Below are 12,511 nucleotides of genomic sequence, written 5' to 3' on the forward strand. Positions count from 1 at the left end.
TATTAGTAAAATTCGGAACGTAGTCCCGCCGATGGCGGGATAAACTCCGCCCGGCTAGCGCACTTGTCCCAAGGGAATCCCTTAAGGACTTGGAGTGCAAGGGTTAAAAAATATTAGTAAAATTCGGAACGTAGCGCAGCCCGGCTAGCGCACTTGCTTGGGGTGCAAGGGGTCGCGGGTTCAAATCCCGCCGTTCCGACTTAGCCTCCGTAATTGGAGGCTTTTTATTTCGCCTCTATTACAGCAAAGGCTACGACTACATTTTCGGAATGTGATAGCGAGATAAATATATTGTGATTCTTAAATGTTTCTTCTATTTTTCCCGATAAAGTTATTGTAGGTTTACCCGATACATCGTTGTTAACTTCAACATCCTTCCACCGGAAACCACCCGACCAGCCGGTGGATATTGCTTTTGCGACAGCTTCTTTGGCAGCAAAACGAGCGGCTAAATGTTGAACATATTCTTTTTTCGATTGAGCATAGCTTAATTCGTTTGCAGTAAATATTTTTTCTAAAAAAGTATTTCCCCACTCATTAATAATTTTCTTCATGCGAGGTATTTCAACTACATCTATTCCAATGCCCATTATCATCCGTTTTCCTTCTTTACAATTTCAATTAATTCTTGAATGTCGTTCACATCGTAATCAGCACCCGACTCGATTGTTCCGAAAGTGTTTCCGTATCGTGCAAAAACAGTTTTCATTCCGACTTTTGCCGCACCCACCATATCACGCTCAGCCCAGTCGCCAATCATAATTGCATCGCCCCCTTTAACATTCAGCATTTCTAAAACTTTCTGAAACGGAACAGGGCTTGGCTTCCGTTCGCCGGTATCGTCGAATGTTACAACACAATCGAAAATATGGTGAAGGTTCAGATAACACAACCGCAGCCAGGCTTCCCGCGATGGTGCATCAGAAATTACAGCTAACTTCAACCCCATCTTTGCTAATTCGATAAGCGTCATATAAACGTGAGGATACGGAACGAGTGCAGCTTCACGCGCACGCCTGTAAGCAATTATTCCAGCCGATAAAATTTTATAATCTACTTTTTGAAATATATCATACAAAAGTTCATCGAAAACTTTTTGGAACTCGATTCCGCGTTCCTGATAAATTGCATCTATTCGTTGGTGTATTTCAACTTTTTGCAAACCGATACCTGCATCAATCATTGCATCCACCGCGCCATTAATTGCCTGACGCTTCATCGCCATAAAATCGACGAGTGTATTATCGAGATCGAAAACAACTGCCCGTATCATTTATTTTTTTCCTTTGCGATTCTAACATTCTCGTCTTCAATATATTGCCGTACGATCGGCTTTACAAAAACATCATCGATGCCAATTTCAGCTATACCTTGTGCCAATACAGACGTTTTGCGGTTATCGAATAATTTTTTATTAACCACTAAAATCTTTTGTTCTTTTAAAATACAATAGCCGCCTTCAAAGTTACCTTTTTCGTAGCGGATCTTTATCCCTAATTGTGTTGCTAACTCTTCAAGTTCTTTTATTAATGTTAAATATTCCATACTATTGTTTTTTGAAAGGTTGAAAAACTATTATTGCAATAATCGTGTAGTAACTGAATTGAGCTATCCGTGGTGCCCCTGCTAATGCTGCCATCCGGTGAATCAACAATTTTCGGAATTCAACTAAATCGCCCTTTGCAAATAAATCCTCAAAGATCATTCGTCCATCAAGGATTGCAGTATAAATTTCGACGGGGGTGAAGAAATAAAATAATATGGCACTCATAAGCAACCATCCGTTCTTTTTCAGAACCAATCGGGTTGTAGATATATAAACTATACTTGCGATCCAAACTGTTATATAGCCCCCTAAAACTACTATCGAGCTTTTTGCGATAAGCCCCATAACTGCACGTTCGACCATCGGATTGATATTCGGTTTAAACTCGAGTGTGCCCATAATTAGTATTGCATTGCTTATAACATCCCGGATGTGTACAGCCCCAAGCCAAAACACTGTTCCCAGCACGATTACAAAAAGAGAAAGTTTAGCAATTTTGGATTCTTTAAATATTGGAAAATCGTTCATTTCGGCTAAAAAATATGATAATTTTATGAGATTTCAAAATGACGGTTTATTGCTCGGCTTGATTTTGATGTAAATACTTCTGATATTTTTATAGAAAATTAATATAGGATTTGTATGAAAAAAATATTTTTTATTCTGTTTGCACTATCGGCATCGATTCTAATCAGTTGTTCTTCTAAAAAAGAAGTTATAAAAGAAGAACTGCCACAGCCATCACCTGTTATCCAACAGCCGGTCATGAATCCGAGAGCCGCAATAAAAGAAAACAGCACTTTTGTCGGAGCGGTTATTGTTTCAGTTGATTTGATTGACAGTGTAAATTACAAATTCAAAGTAAATCTCCAGACAGCCATCGCTGATCATTCGATGCCAACACTATTAGAACCCGGGCAATCGGTTGAAGTTTTTCCGGCTTTTAATTTGGATGAAAATAATAAAGTAGATATGAAAAATCCGATTAATAAAAAATTACTCGAACTAAGGATTCTCAAAGCGAAAGGATATTTCATCGGCAAACTAACAGTAGCCCCCGACAATAAATGTTACATAACTGAAGTAGAAGTTTTTCAAAATCCTCCTGAAGGAATAAATAATGAAGATTAATAAATTAACATTACTAATTTTAATATTTGTTATCGGTTTTGGTTCATCGCTATTTTTTCAACATGCAGATAGAAAAATCGTCGGATTACATATAAGCGATCCTAAAGGCAACCGGGCGATAAATCGTGTAAAGATGGGGCTTCCTAAATCCGATCAACCGGGTGAAGCAGTAAAATGGATGTTCGAGCAACGGGCATATCCTGCTGCAAGCATTCCGATAGATTGGAGAACTAAAGCATTGTCGCACATCGAAAAAAGTAATTTGCAAAAAACCGGTAAAACCGCGATTAGCTGGTTAAGTGTTGGTCCGCATAATGTTGGCGGTAGGGTTCGTGCCATAGCTATCTCGAATGTTAATCCTGAAATCGTTTATGCAAGTTCTGTAAGCGGCGGAATTTTCAAATCGACAAACGGCGGATCGGGATGGTTTCCGGTTAGTGATTTCGCTGCAAATTTAGCAATATCATCAATCGTTATCGACCCAAATGATAACAACATTATTTATGCGGGAACAGGTGAGGGATTTTTTAATTATGATGCAGTTCGAGGTGAAGGAGTTCTAAAATCGACTGACGCAGGAGTATCATGGACAATTCTGAAAAGCTTTAGTGGTACTGCAAATTTTCCCTTCTTTGTTAACGATATATATTTGCGTTCTGATAGCACTAACATTTTATACGCTGCTACAAACAACGGACTTTTTAAAACGACTAATTCAGGAAATAATTGGAGCTTCATTCATCAAGGTACTTCCTCCGTCCGGGCTACGCAAATAGTCGGCGACCCTTTAACTCCTGCTACTTTTTATGTATGCTACGGAAATCATTCGCAAGATGGTATTTATAAAACTACAAACAGTGGTTCTTCTTTTACAAAATTATCCGGTGGTTTTCCGACAGCAGGATATAATCGAATTGCGTTAGCTGTCTCGAAAAGCAATCCCAATATTTTATTTGCTTCTTTAGATTCAGCAACAACACATTATACACACAGCATCCAAAAATCGACAGACGGCGGGGCAAATTGGAATGCTGTCGCTAAACCGACCGATCCATTATTAGGTGGTTCTCATTTAGGCGGACAGGGTTGGTACAACAACGTAATTGCAGTTCATCCAACCGATCCGAATATCGTATTTGCGGCAGGAATCAATCTTTTTAAATCAACAAACGGCGGCAGCAGTTTTTCTATGATAGCTTTCGGGTATCCTCCTTCAGCATATCCTTATGTTCATGTCGATCATCACGAAATAGAGTTTCATCCAACAAATCCCGCGATAATATATTTTGGAACTGATGGAGGAGTTTTCAAATCCACAAATACAGGTTCTACATTCACTGAATTTAACAACGGTCTGGCAACGACTCAATTTTATAGCGGAGCTGTTCACCCGACATCTGAAATTTACTACGGTGGAACTCAGGATAACGGAACGCTGAAGTCGAATAGTATTCCAAACTGGTCGATGGTGTTTGGCGGCGACGGGGGAGCAACTGCAGTCGATTACAATAACCCTAATACAGTATTTACCGAATATGTAAATTTAAACATACAAAAAACTACAAATGCCGGTAGCAACTGGGCTAAAGCAATGAACGGAATACCAACAACCAGCGGTCCTTACGATGGGACGACTGACCGCGTTTTATTCATCGCTCCATTCGTAATGGATCCGACTAACCCGCAAATACTCGTAGCAGGCACTTACAAAGTTTACAGAACAACAAACTCGGCGGGCACTTGGACAAGCATTAGTAATGATTTAACGGGTGACGGAACGGTTGCAACAGGTTCAAAAATTTCTGCAATTGCAATCGCAAAAAAATCATCTGCTTTTATTTATGTGGGGACTACCGGTTCGGGCACATCAACCTCACGCATTCAAATTACAACTAACACCGGGACAAGCTGGACAAATATAACTAAATCTCCGCTCCCAAATCGCTGGGTTACATGCATTGCAGTTGATACAGTAGACACCGACTTTATTTTAGTTGGCTATTCTGGATACAATACAAATATACCGGCAACTCCTGGACATATCTTTTTAACAACAAATCGCGGTACATCCTGGATTGATGTCAGCGGCGATATGCCCGATGTTCCCGTTAATGCAATCATAATCAACCCGACCATTAACAATCATTGGTTAGCAGGAACTGATTTAGGAGTTTTTGAAACTATGAACGGCGGAACAAATTGGGTACAGCAAAACCAAGGTTTGGCAAATGTGCAAATTGCAGATTTAGATTTACGCCGCGACAACTACGTGTTTGCTGCAACACACGGTAGAGGAATGTTCAAACTAAGTATCCCTCTCACTATGATTGTTCCGAAAGATACAATTTACCCCGGAGATGCTAACAACGATGCTATCGTTGATATGCGGGATGTATTGCCGATTGCAAGGCATCTTGGAGTTACCGGCTCACCTCGAAATAGTCCTTCGTTAAATTGGACGCCTCAAAATTTAACCGGACCATTCAATCCTCTCGAAGCTGCATTCGCTGATTGCAACGGTGATGGAATTGTGAAGGCAAATGATATTCAGGGGGTGATACAAAATTGGTATTTTACACGTAACCCGCTTTCGACTCAACAAACTAATAGCATCGCAATTTGTGAAGAGTTATTAAAAGAGATTGAGCTAAATCCAAAATACCCGGCGTTGCGTGAAATCCGCACCGAAATTCTTCGGTATCGTTCACAATTACTCGGCATCCCAAACGATTACATACTCGAACAAAACTATCCTAACCCGTTTAATCCTAACACTACAATTAGATTCAACCTGCCGGAAGAATCCGATAATGTATCGCTTACAATTTTTGATATAAACGGAAGAGTTGTGAAAGATTTTGTAAAGCATAATGTTCTGCCCGGATACAATTCGTTCGAGTGGGATGCAACAGATCAACGAGGCATTAAAGTTTCAAGCGGCGTTTACGTTTATAGGCTTGTGGTCAGTTCTATCGAAACAAAAAAGACAAACAATATTCAAATCACAAAGAAAATGGTGCTGGCGAAATGATAAAATACATATTAACTTTGACTATAATTCTTGGCGTCATACAATTTTCAAGTTGTAAAACCGATCCTGTAACTCCACCGCCACCACCACCTGCGGAAGATTTTACATTTCCCGCCGACACAAGTTTTTCTGTACGGCTAATAACAAGTTCAGCCACTGTTAGTTCAGGCGGCAACTTCGATGTTAAATTAGTATTTTATAATATGCAGAATGTGTTCGGCTCGGCGGTCGAAATATTGTACGATAAAAACCTTGTTGAAATTCCGGACCAGACAAAAATGTTGGTGGGACCCTATTTTCAAACAGGCGACACATCGAAAATAATGATGTTAAAAAAAGTTGAGCAAGGTTTTGGCAGGGCAAGCATCGGTATATCGTATATCAAAAACAGCGGACTTGTTTCGGGTGGAGCCGGTGTAGTTATCAAATTGAAAAGCAAAGCCATCGCAGCGGGCAATGTATGGTTTAAAATAAACAAGAGTAATTTAGAAATTAAGAAGATCGACGGAAATTATATAAATAACTTTTCTATTTTAAAAATAGATAGTTTACATGTAACTATACAATAATTTTTGATTTAAGCCTTTTTTTTCTTTATCTTAACACCAAACCCTTTAAACTGTTTACATTATGCCGGAGACAAACTAATGTTTCGACACACATCTTTTTATACTTATTATTTTATTATTTCTCTTTTCTTATTCGCTTCTTGTGAACAGAAAAAAGAAACTATCGGTACAAAAAATGAATTGCTGATATACCTCGACACATTAGAGCAGGCGTATGAGGATGCCTGCATTCAAACCGGGATGGCAAATTGGAATTTATATTCGGGAGAAGCAGTCCATAATCTCGATGCAGCTAAAGCAAAATTTGCAAAGATATTCCTCGATTCATCCGACAAGAATCTAATTGAAGTGTGGCGAAGAAAATCGAGCGCATTAGCCGACGATACATTGGCAAGACGGCTTGAACTTTGGTGGCGGTGTTTCTTGGGGGGCAGCATATATTCCGATTCCGGTATCGCAACAAACGAAAATTTTCTCCAAAAGAAAATCACAAATTTTAAATTTTCATATTTAGGAAATCGAATAACATTAGCTGAAATAGATAATCGCGTTCGAAACGAGCAAAACCAGAAACAAAGAAAAATATTTTGGCTTATCACATCGCAATTATCGGATAACGCTCGAGACGAATTGGTTGAATTAGTTAAACTGAGGAACGAAAAAGCAAAACAACTCGGATTTTACAACTACTATTCGTTATCGTTGTTTTTATCGCAGATTAAAGAAGATTGGCTGATAAATACGTTGAATAATCTTGAAGAAAAAACCCGTGCTGATTTTCAGGAATTTATTGAATCGTCCCAGAAAAAATTAAAGACCAAGAAATTTCATCCCTGGGATTTCGATGCTGCTGTTTACCGATGGGCTTCAATTTCTGATTCACATTTCCCAAAAGATTCTATATTTTCTATTCTTCATAGGTTTCATAAAAACATTGGTTTTAAAGTCGATTCATTACCGATTAAAGAAACAATTAAAGACATTCCCTTTGGCGGTTTGAATATCGGAATTAATATTCCCAACGATTCGCGCTATTTATTAAATCCTATAACGGGCAAACGATTTTACAACGTTGCCTTTCACGAATATGGGCATGCACTACAAACAGTACACACCAACGTTCGGTATCCGATTTTGAAAGGTTACGAGTGGATTCCTGGCGCCTCGTGTGGTGCTTACGCGGAAGGAGTTGCCGAACTTCAAGCGGAATTTGTAAACGACCCTGAATGGCTGAGGACATATACATCAGCTTCACAAGATGATGCTGAAAAATATGTTGCTACGCGGACATTCAGCGACCTTTATTATTTACGCAGAACTTTAAAAGATTTCTTCTTTGAGTACGAAATGTACAAAAACCCCGATCAGGATTTGGCGGCACTCGAACGCGATATGTATAAAAAATATCTTTTAGTTGAAATAGACAGCACAATGCCTCACCGCTTCGCGTCTTCGATTTGGTACACGATGTATCCGTGCTACTATCAAAATTACATTTTATCTAAAATGATTTCGGCACAGGTTTATGAAGTAATCGTAAGCAAATTTGGCAGCTCGAAGATATCAAACCCCGAATTAAGCGGTTGGATTATCGGGCACCTTTACGCAAACGGTGAAGTTCAAGAATGGTACGAGCGCATCCGAAACACTACCGGCAAGTCGCTTGAAACAGGAGCATATCTCCGTACGCTGAAAATTATGGATTAATCTAATATGAATAAAAAACAACCAACACGAAAGAAAAGTGGAGATAGTTTCGATTTCACGCAAATTATAGAAAGAACAGGTGCTGTTTTTTTCCTAACTAACAAAACCGGGAGGTTTGTTTTTGTAAATCCCTTTTTTGTAAAATTATCAGGGTTTGAAGAAAAAGAACTTCTAAAGAAAAAAATTTTCGACATTGTTCAGAAAGAGTATTTCGAAACCGTAAAGTCGCATTACTCTAATCAGCTAAAAGAAAAAATTTCCCGAACTTATTTAGAATTTCCTATTCTTACAAAAACCGGCAAAGTAAAATGGTTTGGTCAGAGCACAACACTGCTGCTTGACAACGGTAAGGCAACGGGTTTCCAGGCAATCGCTTTCGATATTACTATCCGGAAGTTAGTCGATCAGGAAACTCTCACTCTTTCCAAAATAATTAATCAAACGACCGAGATGATTGTTGTTACCGATAAAAACGGTATAATACAATACGTCAATTCGGCTTTCGAGAAAACCACACAATATACAAAATCGGAAGCTATCGGGAAGCAACTCTCGATTCTGGATTCCGACAATCAAACCAAAGACTATATTCATAATATTTGGCAGCAGGTTCTTAGCGGCAAAGTGTGGCACGGATATTTTAAAAACAGGAAAAAAGATGGAACTTTATACGACGAAGAATTGACAATAAATCCTGTATTCGATGAATCCGGAAAGTTAATTAATGTTGTAGAAATCAAGCGTAACATTACTGAAGAATTAAAAGCCAAAAAAGCTGCCGAACAAGCCGAGGCAAATTTTAAATCTATTTTCGAAAATTCTATCGAAGGGATATACCAATCGTCGGCTGATGGCAGAATTATTACTACTAATAAAGCTTTATTAAAAATGTTGGGATATTCGAATATAGAGGAATTTTCGAATATACCTGCATCGCAATTTTATGTAAATCCAGACGACCGAAAAGCTTTTCAAGCATTGATGGATAGAGACGGGAAAGTTACTGATTACGAAATTCGCCTGAAACGAAAAGATGGTTCAGAAATTACTGTTCTCGAAAATTCACGCGCGGTTACAGCGCCTGAAGGTGAAATTCTTTATTATGAAGGAATGATACAAGACATTACAAATCGGAAGGCAACAGAGAATGCCATCCGTTCGCTGAACTTGCAGAAGGATAAATTCCTTTCAATCGTCTCTCACGATCTGCGTGCACCTTTCAACAGCATACTCGGCTTCACCGAGATGCTGCTCGACGATAAAACTGAATTTACTGAAGAAGAAAAAAAAGAATTCCTGCAGTTCATCAAGCAAGCTGCTGAACAGCAACTGCATTTATTGAACAACCTGCTCGATTGGTCGCGGTTAGAAACCGGGCGTATCAGATTTGAACCAAGACCGACAAACTTGAACGAGCTTGTCGGGCGTAGTATTGTTTCGTTAGCCGGTAATGTGTTTAGAAAAAATATTAAACTTTTTGCAAACATTCCTGAACGGACCATCGTCAATGTTGATGAAAACCTGATGCTTCAGTTGTTCGGTAATTTAATTTCAAACGCTATAAAATTTACACCTCAAAACGGAAAAGTTTGGGTAGATTTTATTGAAGACGAGGGAAGTTTTGTGAAAATAGCCGTGCGCGATACAGGCGTTGGCATTCCAAAAGAAGATTTCGATAAATTATTTCGTATAGATACAAAATATTTTTCACGCGGAACTGAAGGCGAAGAAGGTTCCGGGTTAGGTTTAGCTCTTGTTGCCGAAGTAGTGCAGAGGCATGGTGGCACTATCACAATCGATAGCGAGGTAGATCAAGGAACATCCTTCATCTTCACTATTCCGGCTGTCCAAAAATCCGTGTTGATAGTTGACGACAATAAAGGCAACCGCTCGCTCGCAGTTCATTATATGGAACAAATTCTTCCCGACGTCTTGCTTCTTGAGGCGCTCGATGGGTACGAAGCTATGTCTATTGCATTATCACGACTTCCTGTTCTGATATTGGCTGATTTCGCAATGCCCGGTATGGATGGATTGCGTTTACTTAAAGAACTTCGCTCGCAACCGCAAACTAAAAACACACCTGTAATTATCATTACTTCATTCGAGTCAAAAGCTGATGCCGAAGCTTTGATGCAGTATGGCGTTAAAGAAATATTTATTAAACCTGCTAACAAAGACGACTTACAAAAAGCTGTAATGAAATACATAAAATAGAATGGTTTACAAAAAAATGTTATACTTATTTATATTTTTACTGACAGTTTCCGGGTGCAGTAGCAAAGAACAAAAAACTTCCGAATCAGAGAAACGGATAATTGAATTAGCAGTTCATACGCACGATATAATACTTCAAGTTGAAGAAAGCGAAAAGCGTTACGCTCGGAAGAAGCAAACAAAGGAGTGGAAAACCTCTTATAACACCAAGCGGCACGAATTAGATTCGCTATTGCAGCAACTCGATTCAAAAATACAAGAAGTCCGTTTTATTGAACAAATGCCTGAAGAAAAAACTAAAACATTAGCACAGCAATATTTGCATGCGGTTGAGAATATTAAAATGTACATCACAACAACAAACGCCGACTTGACCCGGTTTTTTTCGACCGCTCCGCCGGCACACGACCCGTTCAATTGGAAGAAATTTGTGGAACCGGCACAACAGGAACTGAACAAAATTGCCGGTAATACGGAAATTAAATAAGGTGAAACTTCAGGACGCCCTAAATCAGAAGATCGTGGTCGCTATTTTCTGCACAGTCCCGATGGCGATGCGACCAATAAAACAATTCAGTCGGCACCCGAACAAACCGATAGTTGGAAAGAAGCTGTTGAATCGACTGAGAAAGGTATTCAAAAAAAAATAATCCGTTAGCTAACGGAAGGAGAACTTATGATAAAAATTATTATTGCCGGAATCATCGGCGGTATCGTTATTACCCTCTGGGGTTTCGTAGTTTGGATGGAACTAAATCTTCACAAAGACACTATGAAGAGTTGTCCGGAAGATGAAATCTTCTCACACATTTTTGTAAATTCAATGAAGGAGGAGGGTGTTTATGTAATACCGGCTATGCCCGACTCGCAGACAGAAGCGGCGCAGAATGTTTGGCGGGATAAAATTAAAAGCGGACCAATTGCTACAATATTTTTCCGTCCAACCGGCGGCGACCCAACTATGACGAAGGATATTCTATATGGAACACTCATTAATATCATAGTGGCAATGTTAGCAGCCTGGATTTTATCAAGAAGCACCGCTATGAGGCAATCGTACTTTGCACGGGTTTCATTCGTAGGTGTGTTGGCAATTTTTGCATCTATTACAATTCACTTTTCAAACTGGAACTGGATGTATTTTCCACTCAAATATGCAACGGCAATGTCGGCTGATTTGATTATCGGTTGGATTTTAGCCGGATTAGTTATTGCTGCATTTATTAAAGAGAGACCATGATGCCAAAACGGGTAGAAGAATTTCAATCGTTCCGCAAAAAAATGAACGAACGAATATTAGGCGCCGATAACCGGGCAATTAAAAGATTTTTCGGTGTTGATACACTTACTTACGAGCCGGGGAAATTAGATACCAAAACAAAAGAGATGTTAGGACTTGTATCTTCGATGGTACTGCGCTGCGACGATTGCGTATCCTACCATATAATGCAGTGCAAAGAGGAAGGCGTAACCGACGGGGAGATGTTCGAGATATTCAGTGTAGCGCTAACGGTCGGCGGCTCAATAGTAATTCCGCACCTGCGACGTGCTGTGGCTTTCCTTGATGAGATGAACGAGCAAAAAGGGGATACAGATTAAAACATCTGCATTATATTCCAAAAATATTTTTGAGACCCGGCAAAACTTGGTTGCTTATGCCGAGTCTCAAAAAATAAATTTTCTAAAGTCTAAAGTCTATGCCAATATCTAATGCAGAATAGCTAAGTGTACCTAATCCGATTCTTGCTACCACACTCATAGATTCAGAGAACCAATAGCGGGCACCGGCATTAGCGCCTAAAAATAATCCACCCGATGTTGGTGTTGACCAGTTATAACCAGAAGGTCCTTTATATTTCACCGAGGCGGCATCGTAAGCTAATGTAAGTCCAGCCCATGGATCCAACTTACCATCACCTACTACGAAATGGTAGTTGCCCTGTACACCGATCATAATATCGGTATAAGTCCAACCCCACGATTCACCATACCAATTTCCTTCGTCTGTACTCCAACTCCAGTATCTGAATATTCCACCAATTCCAACGATGCCATCGCCGAGTTCTGTGTCCAAGGCGTGTTCAAAATTCAGACCGAAAATTGGAGTAGAGCCATAAAAATATAACCCAAGACTCGGTCCAAGGTAGTTCGCTTTTTTCTCAAACTGCGCAACCGCGGGATTACACATGGCTGCAATTAAAATTAAAACTACTGCTAATTGTTTCATATCTATCTCCTTTTATTGTTAGTTAATTAGTTACTGAAGTTACGCAGAATTGACTTTTTGTCATGTTGAGCGAAGCGAAACAT

General features: G+C 39.4%; 13 protein-coding genes and 1 tRNA gene. 9 read left to right on the top strand and 5 right to left on the bottom strand.

What is annotated here, in order from left to right; genetic code table 11:
* Positions 1-124 precede the first annotated feature (124 nt).
* Positions 125-199, top strand: a tRNA-Pro gene (locus tag QME58_11560).
* 25 nt (positions 200-224) lie between these two features.
* Here the strand turns inward: QME58_11560 and acpS are convergent.
* From acpS to QME58_11580, 4 genes are read right to left on the bottom strand one after another with little or no spacing between them, the layout of a single operon-like run.
* Complete coding sequence (gene acpS / locus QME58_11565) at positions 225-596, bottom strand: holo-ACP synthase (protein ID MDI6804462.1); 372 nt, start codon at positions 594-596, stop codon at positions 225-227.
* Positions 593-1,273, bottom strand: coding sequence for a TIGR02253 family HAD-type hydrolase (locus tag QME58_11570; protein ID MDI6804463.1), 681 nt, complete (start codon positions 1,271-1,273; stop codon positions 593-595). The genes acpS and QME58_11570 overlap by 4 nt, the downstream gene beginning before the upstream one ends.
* The gene (locus QME58_11575) at positions 1,270-1,545 is read right to left on the bottom strand and encodes a hypothetical protein (protein ID MDI6804464.1); all 276 of its coding nucleotides are present in this window, start codon (positions 1,543-1,545) and stop codon (positions 1,270-1,272) included. Before QME58_11575 ends, QME58_11570 begins: the two co-directional genes overlap by 4 nt.
* A gap of 1 nt (position 1,546) precedes the next feature.
* Entirely contained in the window at positions 1,547-2,074 is a 528-nt protein-coding gene (locus tag QME58_11580) for a hypothetical protein (protein ID MDI6804465.1), read from the bottom strand.
* Between the two features lie 114 nt (positions 2,075-2,188).
* On the opposite strand from QME58_11580, the gene QME58_11585 reads away from it, so the two are divergent.
* The 8 genes from QME58_11585 (at position 2,189) to QME58_11620 (ending at position 11,800) form a co-directional block, all read left to right on the top strand.
* Positions 2,189-2,677, top strand: a complete 489-nt coding sequence (locus QME58_11585) for a hypothetical protein (protein MDI6804466.1) — start codon at positions 2,189-2,191, stop codon at positions 2,675-2,677.
* On the top strand, positions 2,667-5,708 hold the full coding sequence (locus tag QME58_11590) for a FlgD immunoglobulin-like domain containing protein (protein MDI6804467.1): 3,042 nt from the start codon (positions 2,667-2,669) through the stop codon (positions 5,706-5,708). Before QME58_11585 ends, QME58_11590 begins: the two co-directional genes overlap by 11 nt.
* Positions 5,705-6,277 carry a cohesin domain-containing protein gene (locus tag QME58_11595; protein MDI6804468.1) on the top strand — a complete coding sequence of 191 codons (573 nt, stop codon included), beginning with the start codon at positions 5,705-5,707 and terminating at the stop codon, positions 6,275-6,277. Before QME58_11590 ends, QME58_11595 begins: the two co-directional genes overlap by 4 nt.
* Before the next feature lie 78 nt (positions 6,278-6,355).
* Positions 6,356-7,984: a M3 family metallopeptidase gene (locus QME58_11600; GenBank protein ID MDI6804469.1), complete on the top strand. Its 1,629-nt coding sequence runs from the start codon at positions 6,356-6,358 to the stop codon at positions 7,982-7,984.
* Positions 7,985-7,990: 6 nt separating this feature from the next.
* Positions 7,991-10,201: a PAS domain S-box protein gene (locus QME58_11605; GenBank protein MDI6804470.1), complete on the top strand. Its 2,211-nt coding sequence runs from the start codon at positions 7,991-7,993 to the stop codon at positions 10,199-10,201.
* 16 nt (positions 10,202-10,217) lie between these two features.
* Positions 10,218-10,688: a hypothetical protein gene (locus tag QME58_11610; protein ID MDI6804471.1), complete on the top strand. Its 471-nt coding sequence runs from the start codon at positions 10,218-10,220 to the stop codon at positions 10,686-10,688.
* A gap of 189 nt (positions 10,689-10,877) precedes the next feature.
* Positions 10,878-11,441, top strand: coding sequence for a hypothetical protein (locus tag QME58_11615; protein MDI6804472.1), 564 nt, complete (start codon positions 10,878-10,880; stop codon positions 11,439-11,441).
* Positions 11,441-11,800, top strand: coding sequence for a carboxymuconolactone decarboxylase family protein (locus QME58_11620; GenBank protein MDI6804473.1), 360 nt, complete (start codon positions 11,441-11,443; stop codon positions 11,798-11,800). The genes QME58_11615 and QME58_11620 overlap by 1 nt, the downstream gene beginning before the upstream one ends.
* Positions 11,801-11,882: 82 nt before the next feature.
* On the opposite strand, the gene QME58_11625 is transcribed toward QME58_11620, so the two are convergent.
* Complete coding sequence (locus QME58_11625) at positions 11,883-12,428, bottom strand: hypothetical protein (GenBank protein MDI6804474.1); 546 nt, start codon at positions 12,426-12,428, stop codon at positions 11,883-11,885.
* Positions 12,429-12,511 lie beyond the last annotated feature (83 nt).

It is taken from the genome of Bacteroidota bacterium, from assembly GCA_030017895.1.
Classification (GTDB): domain Bacteria; phylum Bacteroidota; class Ignavibacteria; order UBA10030; family BY39; genus JASEGV01.